This is a genomic window from Streptomyces coelicoflavus (assembly GCF_045041415.1).
Lineage (GTDB): Bacteria > Actinomycetota > Actinomycetes > Streptomycetales > Streptomycetaceae > Streptomyces > Streptomyces coelicoflavus.
In genome coordinates this window covers 6,150,592-6,166,383 of sequence record NZ_CP108218.1, presented here as the reverse complement: position 1 = coordinate 6,166,383, position 15,792 = coordinate 6,150,592, and the positions used below count along the sequence as shown (strand labels likewise).

12 protein-coding genes are annotated in these 15,792 nt (G+C 72.6%); 4 read left to right on the top strand and 8 right to left on the bottom strand.

Annotated elements, in window-relative coordinates:
• Positions 1 to 8 precede the first annotated feature (8 nt).
• The 6 genes from mraY to rsmH all read right to left on the bottom strand — a co-directional run bounded on the left by mraY (position 9) and on the right by rsmH (position 7,961).
• Positions 9 to 1,100, bottom strand: a complete 1,092-nt coding sequence (gene mraY / locus OHA99_RS27610; protein WP_042825995.1) for a phospho-N-acetylmuramoyl-pentapeptide-transferase — start codon at positions 1,098 to 1,100, stop codon at positions 9 to 11.
• The gene (gene murF, locus OHA99_RS27605) at positions 1,100 to 2,530 is read right to left on the bottom strand and encodes a UDP-N-acetylmuramoyl-tripeptide--D-alanyl-D-alanine ligase (RefSeq protein WP_153180285.1); all 1,431 of its coding nucleotides are present in this window, start codon (positions 2,528 to 2,530) and stop codon (positions 1,100 to 1,102) included. The genes mraY and murF overlap by 1 nt, the downstream gene beginning before the upstream one ends.
• Positions 2,531 to 2,603: 73 nt before the next feature.
• Entirely contained in the window at positions 2,604 to 4,124 is a 1,521-nt protein-coding gene (locus tag OHA99_RS27600; protein ID WP_153180284.1) for a UDP-N-acetylmuramoyl-L-alanyl-D-glutamate--2,6-diaminopimelate ligase, read from the bottom strand.
• Between the two features lie 264 nt (positions 4,125 to 4,388).
• On the bottom strand, positions 4,389 to 6,353 hold the full coding sequence (gene ftsI, locus OHA99_RS27595) for a cell division protein FtsI (RefSeq protein WP_164385106.1): 1,965 nt from the start codon (positions 6,351 to 6,353) through the stop codon (positions 4,389 to 4,391).
• Entirely contained in the window at positions 6,350 to 6,931 is a 582-nt protein-coding gene (locus OHA99_RS27590; protein ID WP_164385105.1) for a septum formation initiator family protein, read from the bottom strand. Before OHA99_RS27590 ends, ftsI begins: the two co-directional genes overlap by 4 nt.
• Before the next feature lie 73 nt (positions 6,932 to 7,004).
• Positions 7,005 to 7,961, bottom strand: a complete 957-nt coding sequence (gene rsmH / locus OHA99_RS27585) for a 16S rRNA (cytosine(1402)-N(4))-methyltransferase RsmH (protein ID WP_078581791.1) — start codon at positions 7,959 to 7,961, stop codon at positions 7,005 to 7,007.
• Between the two features lie 428 nt (positions 7,962 to 8,389).
• On the opposite strand from rsmH, the gene OHA99_RS27580 reads away from it, so the two are divergent.
• The 4 genes from OHA99_RS27580 (at position 8,390) to OHA99_RS27565 (ending at position 14,041) form a co-directional block, all read left to right on the top strand.
• On the top strand, positions 8,390 to 8,938 hold the full coding sequence (locus OHA99_RS27580) for a carbonic anhydrase (RefSeq protein ID WP_042825966.1): 549 nt from the start codon (positions 8,390 to 8,392) through the stop codon (positions 8,936 to 8,938).
• A 287-nt stretch (positions 8,939 to 9,225) separates the two neighbouring features.
• Positions 9,226 to 10,293 carry an AAA family ATPase gene (locus OHA99_RS27575; protein ID WP_381502411.1) on the top strand — a complete coding sequence of 356 codons (1,068 nt, stop codon included), beginning with the start codon at positions 9,226 to 9,228 and terminating at the stop codon, positions 10,291 to 10,293.
• Entirely contained in the window at positions 10,293 to 11,654 is a 1,362-nt protein-coding gene (locus OHA99_RS27570; RefSeq protein ID WP_366472050.1) for a DUF58 domain-containing protein, read from the top strand. Before OHA99_RS27575 ends, OHA99_RS27570 begins: the two co-directional genes overlap by 1 nt.
• The gene (locus OHA99_RS27565; protein ID WP_405698276.1) at positions 11,651 to 14,041 is read left to right on the top strand and encodes a transglutaminaseTgpA domain-containing protein; all 2,391 of its coding nucleotides are present in this window, start codon (positions 11,651 to 11,653) and stop codon (positions 14,039 to 14,041) included. Before OHA99_RS27570 ends, OHA99_RS27565 begins: the two co-directional genes overlap by 4 nt.
• Positions 14,042 to 14,267: 226 nt before the next feature.
• Here OHA99_RS27565 and OHA99_RS27560 read toward each other — a convergent pair whose 3' ends face one another.
• Together OHA99_RS27560 and OHA99_RS27555 are read right to left on the bottom strand one after the other, a co-directional pair.
• Positions 14,268 to 14,672: a spore wall synthesis complex protein gene (locus OHA99_RS27560; protein WP_153180278.1), complete on the bottom strand. Its 405-nt coding sequence runs from the start codon at positions 14,670 to 14,672 to the stop codon at positions 14,268 to 14,270.
• A gap of 276 nt (positions 14,673 to 14,948) precedes the next feature.
• A complete protein-coding gene (locus OHA99_RS27555) occupies positions 14,949 to 15,776 on the bottom strand; it encodes a methyltransferase (protein WP_194280116.1) in 828 nt (275 codons plus the stop codon).
• Positions 15,777 to 15,792 lie beyond the last annotated feature (16 nt).

The following is a 15,792-nucleotide window of genomic DNA, read 5'->3' as shown; positions in this document are numbered from 1 at the left end:
CGAGGAGGTCACTTGTCCGCTGCCCATCCCGCGTAGAAGAGGCCGAGTCCGACGATCACACAGATGCCCTGGATGATCCAGAAACGGACCACGACGAGGACCTCGGACCAGCCTTTGAGTTCGAAGTGGTGCTGGAGTGGCGCCATCCGGAAGACCCGCTTGCCGGTGAGGCGGAAGGAGCCGACCTGGATGACCACCGACATGGTGATCAGGACGAACAGGCCGCCGAGGATGGCCATCAGCAGTTCGGTGCGCGAGCAGATCGCCAGACCCGCGAGCACACCGCCGAGCGCGAGCGAACCGGTGTCGCCCATGAAGATCTTGGCCGGCGAGGTGTTCCACCACAGGAAGCCGAGGCAGGAACCCATCAGCGCGGACGCGACCACCGCGAGGTCGAGCGGGTCTCTCACCTCGTAGCAGGCGCCCGGGTTGGTCAGGGTCAGCGCGTTGGCGCAGGACTCCTGGAACTGCCACACGCCGATGAAGGTGTAGGCGCCGAAGACCAGGACGGAGGCGCCGGTGGCCAGGCCGTCCAGGCCGTCGGTGAGGTTCACGCCGTTCGACATCGCGAGGATCATGAACAGCGCCCAGATGACGAACAGCACCGGGCCGATCGACCAGCCGAAGTCGGTGATGAACGACAGCTTGTCGGAGGCAGGGGTGTTGCCCCGGTTGTCCGCGAACTGCAGCGAGAGCACGGCGAAGGCGATGCCGACGAGCAACTGGCCGGCCATCTTCGCCTTGGCCCGCAGGCCCAGTGAGCGCCGCTTGACGATCTTGATGTAGTCGTCGAGGAAGCCGACCAGGCCCATGCCGACCATCAGGCCCAGCACCAGCAGACCGGAGAAGGTCGGCCCCGCGTCGATGTCCGGGTCCAGATAGCTGGTGATGCCCTTGGCCAGGAAGTAGGCGGCGACCGTGGCGAAGATGAAGGCGATGCCGCCCATGGTCGGCGTACCGCGCTTGCTGGCGTGCTCGCGCGGTCCGTCGTCGCGGATGTACTGGCCGTAGCCCTTGCGGGCGAGCAGCTTGATCAGCAGCGGGGTGCCGACCAGGGTCAGGAAGAGGCCAATGACTCCTGCGAACAGGATCTGCTTCATCATCGGGCGGCAACCTCACCCTCGGCGCCGGTCTCGAGCAGCGCCGAGGCGACGCTCTCCAGACCCACCGAACGGGACGCCTTCACGAGCACGACGTCTCCTGGGCGCAACTCGCTGCGCAACAGGTCGACCGCCGCCTGTGCGTCGGACACGTGCACCGACTCCTCACCCCACGAACCCTCGTTATATGCGCCCAGTTGCAGCCATCGGGCTTCCCTGCCCCCGACCGCGACGAGCTTGCTGACGTTGAGCCGGACGGCGAGCCGTCCGACCGCGTCGTGCTCGGCGAGCGCCTCGTCCCCGAGCTCGGCCATCTTGCCGAGCACCGCCCACGTACGGCCCCCTTTCGCCTGTGCGGCTCCGCCCATGGCGACCAGCGCACGCAGCGCGGCCTTCATGGACTCGGGGTTCGCGTTGTAGGCGTCGTTGACGACCGTCACGCCGTCCGGGCGCTCGGTGACCTCCATCCGCCAGCGGGAGAGGGAGCCCGCCTCGGAGAGCGCGGTGGCGATCTCGTCTGCGGACATGCCCAACTCGTGGGCGACGGCGGCCGCGGCGAGCGCGTTCGACACGTGGTGCTCACCGTACAGGCGCATGGTCACATCGCTTGCACCGGAGGGTGTGTGAAGGCTGAAGGAAGGCTGTCCGGTGTCCGTGAGTCGCACGTTCTCGGCTCGAACGTCCGCTTCGCCGGACTCTCCGAAAAGGATCACCTTCGCCTTCGTTCGGGAGGCCATGGCCCGTACGAGCGGGTCGTCCGCGTTGAGGACCGCGGTGCCGCCCTCCTCGGCCGGCGGCAGCGCCTCGACGAGCTCGCCCTTGGCCCGGGCGATCTGCTCCCGGCCGCCGAACTCGCCGATGTGCGCGGAGCCGACGTTGAGGACGAGGCCGATCTTCGGCGGGGTCAGCTCGCACAGGTACCGGATGTGGCCGATGCCGCGGGCGCCCATCTCCAGGACGAGGAACCTCGTCTCGTCGGTGGCGGTGAGCGCGGTGAGCGGCAGCCCGACCTCGTTGTTCATGGAGCCGGGCGTGAACACCGTGGGCGCCTTGCGGCGCAGGACCTGGGCGATCAGGTCCTTGGTGCTGGTCTTGCCGGCCGACCCGGTGAGGGCCACGAGGGTGGTGCCGAGGCGGCGTACGACGTGCCGGGCGAGGGCGCCCAGGGCGGCCTGGACGTCGTCCACGACGATCGCGGGCACGCCGACGGGGCGGGAGCCGAGGACGGCCGCGGCTCCCGCTTCGACGACCTGCGCGGCGAAGTCGTGGCCGTCCACCCGTTCGCCGACGAAGGCGACGAAGAGACTGCCGGGCCCCGCTTCCCGGGAGTCCCGGACGACCGGCCCGGTGACCTCGGCGGACGCGTCCGGTATGTCGTGCATCCGCCCGCCGACGACTTCTGCGATCTCGGCGAGTGAGAGGGTGATCACAAGTTCGTCCCCTGGATCAGGATCAGGATCGGCTGGATCCTTCGGGATCTCGTCCCTCGGATCGTTCGGGATTTCATCCCTGGGTCTTCTTGATGGCTTCGCGCAGCACCTGTCGGTCGTCGAAGGGACGGACGACCCCGGCGATGTCCTGGCCCTGCTCGTGGCCCTTGCCGGCCACCAGCACGGTGTCGCCGGGCTCGGCCCGGGCGACGGCGGCGGCGATCGCGGCGGCCCGGTCCTCGAAGACCTGCACCTCGCCGCGCTCGTGCGCGGGCACGGACGCCGCGCCCTGGAGCATGGTGGCGAGGATCGCGAGGGGGTCCTCGGAGCGGGGGTTGTCGGAGGTCAGTACGGCGGTGTCGGCGAAGCGGGCCACGGCGGCGCCCATCGGCTCCCGCTTGGTGGTGTCCCGGTCGCCGCCGCAGCCGAGCACGGCGTGCAGCTTGCCCTCGGTGACCTTGCGCAGGGCGCGCAGGACGGACTCGACGGCGTCGGTCTTGTGGGCGTAGTCGACCACCGCGAAGTAGGGCTGGCCCTCGTCCACGCGCTCCAGGCGGCCCGGTACGCCCGGTACGGCGGCGACGCCGTCGGCGGCGGCCTGCGGGTCGAGCCCGGCGGCGGCGAGGGAGACGATCGCGGCGAGGGTGTTGGCCACGTTGAACGGTCCGGCCAGCGGGGACTTGGCGGCGATCCGCTCGCCCTTGGGCCCGAGCACGGTGAACGTGGAGTCCAGCGGGCCGACCTCGACCTCGTCGGCGCGCCAGTCGGCGTCCGGGTGGCCCTCGGCGGAGTAGGTGACGACGGGGACGGTGGCCTCGTTGGCGAGGCGGCGCCCGTACTCGTCGTCGACGTTGACCACGCCGAGCTTGCTGCGCTTCGGGGTGAAGAGCTGCGCCTTGGCCTGGAAGTAGTCCTCCATGCCGGAGTGGAACTCCATGTGCTCCGGGCTGAGGTTGGTGAAGACCGCGATGTCGAAGACGCAGGCGTCGACGCGGCCGAGGACCAGGGCGTGGCTGGAGACCTCCATGGCGACCGCGTCGGTGCCGCGCTCGCGCATCACCGCGAACAGCGCCTGGAGGTCGGTGGCCTCGGGCGTGGTCCGCTCGGACTTGATGCGCTCGTCGCCGATGCGCATCTCGACCGTGCCGATGAGCCCGGTGGACTTCGCGGTGCGCAGACCGCCCTCGACGAGGTAGGCCGTGGTGGTCTTGCCGGAGGTGCCGGTGATGCCGATCTGGAGGAGGTCGCGGCCGGGGTGGCCGTAGATCGTGGCCGCCAGTTCGCCCATCCGCGCGCGCGGGTCGTCGACGACGAGCGCCGGCAGCCCGGTGGCGGCGACGCGCTCCGCGCCGGCCGGGTCGGTCAGCACGGCGGCCGCGCCGAGGCCCGCGGCCTGGGTGACGAAGTCGGCGCCGTGGGCGCGGGCTCCGGGGAGGGCGGCGTACAGGTCGCCGGGGCGCACGGCGCGCGAGTCGTGGGTGATCCCCGTGACCTCGGCGGAGCCGTCCGGAGCGGTGGCACCCAGCTGATCGGCGAGTTCCGCGAGGGGTGTGGCGGAGATCCGCACCGGCCGGGGCGGTCCCGGGTATGTCACGGGGTGGCCCTTCTGGGTGGTTTGGGACTGATCAGGGTGTGGCACGGCGGTGAGCGTACCGGGAGTACCCGCCTGGGGGCCAAAGAGGGCTCCGCGCGCAGCGCGGTCCGGCAAGGGCGTGGGTGGGAGACGGGTGGGCGAGGTGCGGGGGCTGTTCTGGTTCCCGGGGTCGGGGGTGATCGTCGTCACGGGTGGTTCCTGGTGGCTCGGTACTGAAACGGCGCTGGCTCGGTACGGGCTCGGTGTCTGTGGGGGCGGTGCGGCTCAGGGCTTGAAGGTGACCGGGAGGTTCGCGGGATCGGCGCCGGTCGGCGGTACCTGGAGGGTCTTCAGGGCGAACTCCATGACCTGCTTGTAGATGGGTCCGCAGATCTGGCCGCCGAAGTAGCTGCCCTCGGTGGCGTTCTGGATGGCGCAGTAGACGGTGACGCGGGGCTTGTCGGCGGGCGCGAACCCGGCGAAGGACGAGGTGTAGCCGTGGTACTTGCCGGTGGCCGGATCCACCCGGTTGGCCGTGCCCGTCTTGCCCGCCACCCGGTAGCCGGGGATGCGCGCCTTGGTGCCGGTGCCCTCCTCGTCGTCGACGACGGACTCCAGCATCCGCGCGAGGGTCTTCGCCGTCTTCTCGCTGGTCACGCGGGTCTTCTTGGGCTCGGGGGCCGGAGTGAAGCGTCCGTCGGCGCCCTTGGTGCCGCGCACCAGCGTGGGTTCGATCCGGACGCCGCCGTTGGCGACGGTCGAGTAGATGGAGGCCGCCTGGAGCGCGTTCACGGAGACGCCCTGGCCGAAAGGAATCGTGTACTGCTGCGAGGTCGACCACTGGTCGGGCGGCGCGAGGATGCCCTTGGTCTCGCCGGGGAAGCCGAGCCCGCTGTAGCCGCCGAGGCCGAACTTGCGCAGGTAGGAGTAGAGCACCTTGTTGGCCTCGGCCTGGGTCTTGCCCAGTTCGCCGGTGGCCATGATGGTGCCGATGTTGCTGGACTTGGCGAGCACGCCGTTGAGCGTCAGGTACCAGGTCGGGTGGTCGATGTCGTCCTTGAAGAGCCGGTCGCCGCGCTTGAGCCGGTTGGGCACGGTGATGTGGGTGCCGGGGGTGGCGGCGTTCTCCTCCAGTACGGCCGCCATCGACAGCACCTTGGCGGTGGAGCCCGGTTCGAAGGCGTCCTGGAGCGCGGCGTTGCCGAGCGCGTCGGGGTCGGCGTGGGCGAGGTCGCCCGGATCGAAGCTCGGGGCGTTGGCCATGGCGAGGATCTCGCCGGTCTGCGTGTCCTGGACGATGACGTAGCCGCCGTCGGCCTTGGACTTCTCCACCTGCTCGCTGATGGCGTGCTGCGCGGCCCACTGGATGTCACGGTCGATGGTCAGCTCCACGTCGCTGCCGGGCACGGCGGGCGTCTCGGTGGAGCCGGCGGTCGGCACCTGGCGTCCGCCGGACTGCGCGTAGCGGATCTTGCCGTCCTCGCCGGCCAGCGTCTTGTCCAGCTTCCGCTCCAGGCCGCCGCCGCCCTTGCCGTCGGCGCCGACCCAGCCGAGGACGCCGGCCGCGAGGTCGCCGCCCGGGTACACACGCTTGCTGCTGGGGTCGGCGAAGACGCCCGCGAGCACGTTGACCGCGGACTTGTCGGTCTCCGACTTGGTGGTGAGCGCGGTCTTCAGGTCCTTGATCTGGTTCCAGACCTGGGGGGTCTGCCGGCGCGCGAGGCGGACGTAGCGCAGCTTCTTGTTCTTCGGGCGGAGCACGTCGGCCAGGTGTGCCTGGTCCTGGCCGAGGATGGGCGCGAGGAGGGCCGCCGCCTGCTCGGGTCCGTCGTCGACCTCGAGCTGTTCGCGGGTGAACATCGTGGGGTCGGCGGTGATGTCGTAGGAGTCCACGGTGGTCGCGAGGGCGACCCCGTTGCGGTCGGTGATCCCGCCGCGCTCGGCGGGCAGGGTGTGCACGACGTAGCGGTTCTGCTCGGCCTTCGCGGAGTACGTACCGGCGTCGACGGCCTGCACCTGGAGGAGCCGTACGACGAAGGCGACCAGCACCAGGGTCAGCGCGAGGCCGATCATGCGCAGGCGGGGGCGCGGGCTGCCCAGCCGGAAGGCGCGGGGCGCGGGGCGGGCCGGGCCGGGCCTGCGGGCCGGCCGGGCGCCGGGTCCGGGGCGGCGCCCGCCGGCGGGGCGGACGGGCCTGGCGGGTCCGGGCACACGGCGCCGCGGCGGTTCCCTGTCGGACACTTCCGTCACCTGCCGGGAGTCGGGGTCGGGGTGGGCGTCGCCGCCGTCGTGGGGGTGGCGGCCGTGCCGGCAGTGGCTGTCGTGCCGGGAGTGGCCGCGGTGGCGGACGTGGGGGCCTGGGCGGACGGTTCGGCGTAGGGGGACGGCGTGGGCGCGGACGGGCTGCCGGACGTCGGGATCAGCGCCTCGGGGGCGAGCACGAGCGGGGTGGCCGCGGCGGGCGCGGGGCTGGGCGAGCCCTTGACCCTCCCGTCGGGGTCGAGGAAGGCGGGGTCGCCGCCGGGCACCATGCCCAGTTCGCGGGCGCGGCGCTGGAGGGCCCTGGGGGCGGAGTAGGCGTCGATGTCCCGCTGGAGCGCCTGCTCCTCGTCGGTGAGTTCCTTGGTCCGCTGCTTGAGGTCGTCGAGCTGGAAGGAGCCCTCGCTCAGGGCGGAGTTGAGCACCAGGAGCCCGATGAGGCCGCCGCCGAGGAGGACGACGACGAGGAGGACGAAGGGGGCCCGGGCCGCCTGGCCGCGGGCGCTGCCCGCCGGGAGCAGCCGGGCGAGGCGGGCCGCCCTGCCCTTCAGCTCGGGTTTCCTGCTCACTCGCCCTCCCCCAGGGGGTGTCGTCCGCCCCCGTGCCTGGCCTGCCTCGCTCGGTCCACCCCAGGGACTCCCTTCACCCGAGGGACTCCCTGATGCGCTCGGCGCCACGCAGCCGTGCCGGTGCCGCCCGCCGGTTCTCGGCGATCTCCTCCTCTGTGGGAAGTTCGGCACCGCGCGTCAGCAGCTTGAGGCGCGGCGCGTAGCGCTCGGGTACGACGGGCAGACCGGGCGGCGCGGTGTTGGCGGCGCCGGCCGCGAACACCTGCTTGACCAGCCGGTCCTCCAGCGACTGGTAGGACAGCACGGCGATCCGCCCGCCGACCGCGAGGGCCTCGACGGCCGCCGGGATCGCCCGCTCGAGCACGGACAGCTCGCCGTTGACCTCGATGCGCAGGGCCTGGAAGGTGCGCTTGGCCGGGTTGCCGCCGGTGCGCTTGGCGGCCTGCGGCAGCGCCGCGCGGATGAGCTCGACGAGGCGGGCGCTGTTGGTGAACGGCTCCTTCTCGCGTTCGCGCACGACGGCGGACACGATCCGCTTGGCCTGCTTCTCCTCGCCGTACGCCCGCAGGATGCGGACGAGTTCGCCGGGCGGGTAGGTGTTGAGGACCTCGGCGGCGCTCATGCCGGTGCTCTGGTCCATCCGCATGTCGAGCGGGGCGTCCTGGGCGTAGGCGAAGCCGCGGTCGGCCTCGTCGAGCTGCATGGAGGAGACGCCGAGGTCGAAGAGCACGCCCTGGACGCGGGGGACGCCGAGCCGGTCGAGTACGTCGGGCAGCTCGTCGTAGACGGCGTGCACGAGGGTGGCGCGCTCACCGTGGGGGGCGAGCCGCTCGCCGGACAGGCGCAGGGCCTCCTTGTCGCGGTCGAGAGCGACGAGCCGGGCCTCGGGGAAGCGTTCGAGAAGTGCCTCGCTGTGCCCGCCGAGTCCCAGCGTGCAGTCGACGACCACGGCTCCCGGCTCCTGAAGGGCGGGCGCCAGCAGGTCCAGACACCGCTGGAGCATCACCGGGACGTGTCGACTCTGGCTCAAGTGGGGCGGCCTCTCAGCTCCGGCGCGACGTCACGCACCGCCGGGTCCCCTCCCGCTCGCATCCGACGGGGAGGCCTGCCGGCGCCAAAAGCGTCGGCCGGCCGGAAGCGGGAGGAGGCCGAGCCGTACGTACGCGCCGCGCACGTGGGGAGATCTGGCGGGACGTCGTCCAGGTCTCCGGGGAATTCAGTCCAGCAGGGAGATCCTCGCCTCCCGCTTCGCGTCACTTTAGTCCACCGTGTCGCCCGGTCAATCAACCGGCCTGCGCGTCGCGGTCGCCGGCGCCCGCAAACCGGCATCGCACGGCTTTTCACTCTTACGGCCCCCTTTGCACCACCCTGTGGGTTGGCTCACAACAGACCTCGATGACGTTCTTTGTCCCGCTTCACAGCGGGCCGCCGGGCCGGGCGGCCAGTAACGTCATGGATATGACGACTTCTGCATCGGTACCCGCAGGCTCCGAATCCGCCACCGTGGCCGACCACACCGTCACCGACCGGCTCGTCGAAGCGAACGGGCACTACGCCTCGGCGTTCAGCGACCCCGGCATGGATGCCCGCCCCGTCCAGCGCGTCGCGGTCGTGGCCTGTATGGACGCCCGTCTCGACCTGCACGCCGCGCTCGGCCTGAAGCTCGGCGACTGCCACACGATCCGCAACGCGGGCGGTGTGGTCACCGACGACGTGATCCGTTCCCTGACGATCAGCCAGCGGGCGCTCGGTACCCGCAGCGTGGCCCTCATCCACCACACGAACTGCGGCATGGAGTCCATCACCGAGGACTTCCGGCACGACCTGGAACTCGAGGTCGGCCAGCGGCCCGCGTGGGCGGTGGAGGCCTTCCGGGACGCCGACCAGGACGTGCGGCAGTCGATCGAGCGGGTGCGCACCTCGCCGTTCCTGCTGCACACCGAGGACGTGCGCGGTTTCGTCTTCGACGTGAAGACGGGTCTGCTGCGCGAGGTCGACCCCGCCTGACCCGGCGGCACGCCCCCGATCCCGCCGGGCAGGCGCCGCCGCCAGGGCCGCCGCCGGGGCCGTACGAGCCGTGGGTGCCGTAAGGGCCGACATGTCGGGGCCAGTTGTCCACAGGCAGTGACACGAATCGGTAACGGCGGCAAGAATGCGGGAAGTGGTGTCGCACGGAACTTTTTCCGGGCGGCGTCCGTGATTCGGGGTGGGCCGGTCCGCTCAGTGGGGCCGGCCCGGCAAGTTGGGGTACCCCCATTCCTCAGGGAGTGCGGGGAAGGGCCGAGGAGGGCCGGGTGACGACCTATGACGATCAGGCGAGCCGTGGGGGCGCCGCCGCGCGAACGTACGGGAGCGTGGGGGAAGATCTGACCGCCGTGGTCGAGCGGGTCCGCGGTTCGGTGGAGGACGTGATCGAGGGCAAGCCCGAGGTCGTACGGCTCTCGCTGACCGTGCTGCTGGCCGAGGGACACCTGCTGATCGAGGACGTCCCGGGCGTCGGCAAGACGATGCTGGCCAAGGCGCTGGCGCGGTCCATCGACTGTTCGGTGCGCCGGATCCAGTTCACGCCGGACCTGCTGCCCTCGGACATCACGGGCGTGTCCATCTGGGACCAGCAGCGCCGGGACTTCGAGTTCAAGCCGGGTGCGATCTTCGCGCAGGTGGTGATCGGCGACGAGATCAACCGCGCGTCGCCGAAGACGCAGTCGGCGCTGCTCGAGTCGATGGAGGAGCGCCAGGTCACCATCGACGGCCAGACCTACGAGCTGCCCAGCCCCTTCATGGTGGTGGCGACGCAGAACCCGGTCGAGATGGAGGGCACCTACCCGCTGCCGGAGGCCCAGCGGGACCGTTTCATGGCCCGGGTCTCCATCGGCTATCCGAGCGCGGACGCCGAGTTGCAGATGCTCGACGTGCACGGCGGGGCCAGCCCGCTGGACGATCTTCAACCGGTGGCCCACGCGCACGACATCCTGAAGCTGATCGAGGCGGTCCGCGGCGTCCACGTCGCGGAGCCGATCCGGCGGTATGCGGTGGATCTGGTCGCCGCGACCCGCACCCACCCGGACCTCAGACTCGGCGCCTCGCCGCGTGCCACGCTGCATCTGCTGCGCGCGGCGAAGGCGTCCGCCGCCCTGAGCGGCCGGGACTACGCGCTGCCGGACGACGTGCAGGCCCTCGCGGTCGCCGTCCTGGCCCACCGGCTGCTGCCGACCGCGCAGGCCCAGCTCAACCGCCGCACCGCCGAGCAGGTGGTCCAGGAGATCCTCCAGCGCACCCCGGTGCCGGCGGAGCCCCGCCAGGGCATCGGTACGGGCCGCGGCACATCGGCGTACGGTCAGCAGCCGCCGCGGAGGCTGTGATGGACGCCGGGGGGACGGCCGGGGCCGGGGAGGACCGGGGCGAGGGCGGCGTCCGGACCGCTCTGGCCGGGCTGACCACCCGCGGGCGCTCCTTCCTGGCCGCGGGCGTCGCGGCCGCCGTCTGCGCCTATGTCCTCGGGCAGAGCGACCTGCTGCGCGTCGGGCTGCTCCTGGGTGTGCTGCCCCTGGTCTGCGCGGCCGTGCTCTACCGGACGCGCTACCGGGTCGCGGGCAGTCGCCGGCTCTCCCCCGGCCGGGTGCCCGCGGGCAGCGAGGCCCGGGTCCATCTGCGCGTCGACAACGTCTCCCGGCTGCCCACCGGTCTGCTGATGCTCCAGGACCGGGTGCCCTACGTGCTCGGGCCGCGGCCCCGCTTCGTCCTCGACCGGGTCGAGCCGGGCGGTCGCCGCGAGGTGTCCTACCGGGTCCGTTCCGACCTGCGCGGCCGCTACCCGCTGGGTCCGCTGCAACTGCGCCTGACCGACCCGTTCGGCCTGTGCGAGCTGACCCGCTCCTTCTCGGCGCACGACACGCTGACCGTGATCCCGCGCGTGGAGGCGCTGCCGCCGGTGCGGCTGAGCGGGGAGGCGAAGGGGTACGGCGAGGGCCGGCAGCGTTCGCTCGCCCTGGCCGGCGACGACGACGTGATCCCGCGCGGGTACCGGTACGGCGACGACCTGCGCCGCGTGCACTGGCGTTCCACCGCCCGCTACGGCGAGCTGATGGTGCGCCGCGAGGAGCAGCCGCAGCGGGCCCGCTGCACGGTGCTCCTGGACACCCGGGTGGTGGCCTTCGACGGCACGGGCCCCGACTCGGCCTTCGAGTGGGCGGTGTCGGGCGCGGCGTCCGTGCTGGTGCACATGCTGGAGCGGGGCTTCTCGGTCCGGCTGCTCACCGGCACCGGCGACTCGGTGCCGGGCGAGGGCGCCGACGGCTTCGCCGGGGCGGGCCAGGGCACGGCCGACGCGGCCGGCCTGATGCTGGACACGCTCGCGGTGATCGACCACTCCGACGGCACCGGGCTGTCCTCGGCCTACGACACGCTGCGCGGCGGGAACGAGGGGCTGCTGGTGGCCTTCTTCGGCGACCTGGACGAGGAGCAGGCCGCGGTGGCCGCGAAGATGCGGCAGCGCAGCGGCGGCGCCCTGGCCTTCGTCCTGGACAGCGAGACCTGGTCCCGGGAACCGGCCGACGTACCCGGTCCGTCGGAGGCAAGTGCGGGGCGGCTGCGCATGCTCCGGGAGTCGGGCTGGACCGCCGTGACCGTCCCCCGTGGCGCCACGGTGGAGGAGGTGTGGCGGATGGCCGACCACGAACGCACCACGCTCTCGGCCCCGGCCGGCGGAGAGGCGGCGCGATGAGCGGGCGGGCGCGGTTGGCGTTGTGTGCTTGGGCGGCCACCTTGATGACGGCGTGCGCGCTGTTGCCGTTGGTCGACCCGGCCACGTGGATCCTTCAGGCGGCGGTCCTGCTGGCGGTGCAGTCCGGGGTGGGCGCGGTGGCGCGGCGGGTGCCGCTGGCGCGGCCGCTGACCATCGCGGCCCAGGCCGTGGTCACGCTGATGCTGCTGACCCTGGTCTTCGCCCGGGAGCAGGCGATCGCCGGGCTGATCCCCGGGCCGCAGGCCTTCCAGCACTTCGCCGACCTGTTTCAGCAGGGCGGCGACGACATCGCCCGGTACGCGATCCCGGCGCCGTTGGAGTCCGACGGCATACGGCTGATGCTGGTCGGCGGTGTCCTGGTGATCGGGCTGCTGGTGGACACCCTCGCGGTGTCCTTCCGCAGCGCCGCCCCGGCCGGCCTGCCGCTGCTCGCGCTCTACTCGGTGGCCGCGGGGTTGTCCGAGGGCGGCGCCGACTGGCTGTGGTTCCTGGTCGCGGCGGCCGGCTATCTGATGCTGCTGCTGGCCGAGGGCCGGGACCGGCTGTCGCAGTGGGGCCGGGTCTTCGGCGGCTCGTCGCGCGGCCCGGGCACGGACCAGGGGCGCGCGCTCGCCCCGGTCCGCACCGGACGGCGCATCGGCGCCTTCGCGCTGGGCATCGCCCTGGTGGTGCCGCTCGCCCTGCCCGCGATGGACGGCGGGCTGCTGGACGGCGCCCGCGGCGGCGTGGGTTCCGGGACCGGGGGCGGCGGCACGATCTCCGCCGTGAACCCGCTGGTCTCCCTGCGGGACAACCTCAATATGAACGAGGACCGCGAGGTCCTCAGCCTCCAGACCGACTCCGAGAGCCTGTCCGACCTGTACCTGCGCATCGTCTCCCTGGACGACTTCGACGGCACCACCTGGAAGCCGTCCAAGCGGCACATCACCGCCGTGCCGGACGGCACGTTCCCCACCCCCGTCGGCCTCGGCCCCCAGATCAAGCGCACGGAGATCCGGACCCTGATCTCGGCCGCGGACGGGTTCGCCCAGGACTGGCTGCCGATGCCCTACCCGCCCAGCGGCGTACGCGTCGCGGGCAACTGGCGCTACGAGCCCGTCGGCATGACCCTGGTCGGCGACCACGGCCAGAACACCCGCGGGCTGACGTACGAGGTGCGGAGCCTGAGCCTCCAGCCGACCGCGGAGCAGCTCGCCTCGGCGCCCCAGGCGTCGGCGGCGTTCAGGCGCGAGTACACGGAGCTGCCGGACAGCCTGCCCGAGGTGGTCGCCCGGACCGCCCGCGAGGTGACCGCCGGTGCCTCGAACCCGTACGAGCAGGCCGTCAAACTCCAGGAGTACTTCGCGATCAACGGCGGCTTCGAGTACGACACACAGGTCGACATCGGCAGCGGCTCGGAGGCGATCGCCCGGTTCCTGAAGCAGAAGGAGGGCTTCTGCGTCCACTTCTCCTTCGCCATGGCGGCGATGGCCCGCTCCCTGGGCATCCCGGCCAGGGTCGCGGTGGGCTTCGCGCCCGGTTCCCCGCAGGCGGACGGCTCGGTCTCGGTGGGGCTGCGGGACGCGCACGCGTGGCCCGAGGTGTACTTCGAGGGCGTGGGCTGGACCCGCTTCGAGCCGACACCGACGCGTGGCTCGACCCCGGCGTACACCATCACGGACCGGCCGGGCAGCTCGGTGCCGGACCCGGCCCTGCCCTCGCGGAACACCGGGACGGAGCCGTCGGCGGCGCCCTCGGAGAGCGACACCTGCTCCCCGCAGGACAAGAAGCTGGGCGCCTGCGCCAGCGAGTCCGCGGTGGCCGTCCCCGTCACCGGCGGCGACGGACCGAAGTGGTACGCGCTGCTGGCCTGGGCCGTGGCCGGACTCGTCGTGCTGCTGGTCCCGCTGGCGCCGATGCTGTGGCGGCTGCGCGTCAGGTCGGTCCGGCTCGGGGCGCACGGCCGCGGTGAGGCGGACGCCGGCCCGCACACCCTCGCGGTCTGGCAGGAGCTGACCGACACGGCGTGGGACCTCGGGATCCTGCCGGAGGAGTCGCAGACGACGCGCAAGGCGGCGACCCGCGTCGTCCGGCTGGGCCGGCTCGATCCGGCGGCCGCGGCGGCGGTGCACCGGGTGGCGGACGCCGTGGAGCAGGTCCTCTACGCGCCGCGCCCGCGTCCGACGGCCGGGCTGACCGAGGACGTCCGGCTGGCCACCGCCGGTCTGCGGGCCACGGCCGGTCGCGGCACGAGGTTGCGCGCACTGCTCGTGCCGCGTTCGGCCGTACGGGTGGCCTGGGCGGCGTCGGCCCGGTGGGCGGCCGTGAAACGGCGGGCCGCGGCGGCCCGCCCGGCGTGGCGCAGCACGTCGGACCAGCAGGGCTGAGCCGAGTGGGCGCCGTTCCCTGCGGGGCGGCGCCCACCACGCCCTCGGCCGACTCTAGGCACCCGCCACGCCCACCGGGGCGCTCACGGCCCCTCTCAGGGCGGGCGTGGTGGGGCGACCGCACGACCGGGCCCCGCAAGGGGCTCACCGGCGTGCGTGAAGGGGTGACCACCCGGATGGTGGTCACCCCTTCACGCGGATGTCCTGGTGAACGGTGGCTCGGGCGCTACTGGCCGCCCTGCTCGTCTCTGCGACGCTGCCAGCGCTCGTCGATACGGTCCATCATGGAGCGTTTCTGTCGTCCTTGGCGGCGCGCAGCCTGCGGTCCGGCACCGGCCGCCTGCTGCTGCTCGCCCGGTTTGGGGGCCTTGCGCCAGCCGGTCACGGCGAGAACCGCGCAGCCCAGCATGACCAGGAAGCCCACCACACTGAGCCAGACCTGCTGGGCGACCATTCCGGCCATGAGGAGCGCAATACCTACGAGGAAGCCCGCGACCGCCTGGTAGACCCGTCGCCGGGTGTACGTACGCAGCCCGCTTCCCTCGAGCGCTGTCGCGAACTTGGGATCTTCGGCGTACAGCGCTCGCTCCATCTGCTCGAGCATGCGCTGCTCGTGCTCCGAGAGCGGCACGGAGTCCTCCTCATCGTGCAGTCGCCGGGGCGACCCGGGGGGTCCCTTCAGGATAGGCAGGGAATCGCCCCCGTGAAACCCGCCCCTCTGCGCCAATTGACCAACCGGACTCCGTCATGGCCGTGCCGGCTCGCTGAAGTTCCCATTCCCCAGCGGCCGACCCGTCATGCCGGGCCGTCTCCCTCGATCATACGGCGACTGCCCCCCGTTCGGGGGGCCTGTGGCGTACTCCATCTGCAGTCGCGTCCCTGATCAGGGCCTTACCCCACCGGGCGCTCAGGCCTCGTCGGCACCTCGCGTCTCACCGAGCACATGGAGCTGGGTGGCCACGGAGTGGAACGCGGCGAGTTCGGCCGCCGCCGCCTCCAGCTTCAGCAGCGCTTCCATGGCGCCCGGCTCGGTGTCCACCAGCACGCCGGGGACGAGGTCGGCGAAGACCCGTACGCCGTGCACGGCGCCGATCCGGAGCCCGGCGGCCTCGACCAGCCCGGTGAGCTGTTCGGCGGTGAACCGGCGCGGCACGGGGTCGGCCGTGCCCCAGCGGCCGTCCGGGTCGTCCAGGGCCTGCCGGGCCTCCGTGAAGTGGCCGGCGAGGGCGCGCGCCAGCACGGCACCGCCCAGGCCCGCGGCGAGCAGGCTGAGGACGCCGTCGGCGCGCAGGGCCGCCACCGCGTTGCCGACGCCCTCCGCGGGGTCGTCGACGTACTCCAGGACGCCGTGGCACAGCACCGCGTCGTAGCCGCCGCGCTCGACCACCTCGAAGAGGCCGCCGGCGTCGCCCTGGACGCCTCGCACCCGGTCGGCGACGCCGGCCTCGGCGGCGCGGCGCTCGAGGGCGAACAGGGCGTTGGGGCTCGGGTCGACGACGGTGACGCGGTGGCCGAGGCCGGCCACGGGCACCGCGAAGTTGCCGCTGCCGCCGCCGGTGTCGAGGACGTCCAGCGCCGGCCGGCCCGTGGCCTTGACCCGGCGGTCCAGGGCGTCCTGGAGGACGTCCCAGACCACGGCGGTACGAAGGGCCGCCCGGGAGCGGGAGGGATCGGAGCGCGGCGACGCCGTCTGCGGTCGGGGATGGGAGGCGGGCGGGCGCATCGGGTCCGACACGGCAGTTGACTCCTCG

Bases quoted from the DNA above. Each gene is read 5' to 3' on its own strand.
- OHA99_RS27570 (WP_366472050.1), top strand. From the start codon at position 10,293: ATGGACGCCGGGGGGACGGCCGGGGCCGGGGAGGACCGGGGCGAGGGC.
- mraY (WP_042825995.1), bottom strand. From the start codon at position 1,100: ATGAAGCAGATCCTGTTCGCAGGAGTCATTGGCCTCTTCCTGACCCTG.
- OHA99_RS27565 (WP_405698276.1), top strand. From the start codon at position 11,651: ATGAGCGGGCGGGCGCGGTTGGCGTTGTGTGCTTGGGCGGCCACCTTG.
- OHA99_RS27580 (WP_042825966.1), top strand. From the start codon at position 8,390: ATGACGACTTCTGCATCGGTACCCGCAGGCTCCGAATCCGCCACCGTG.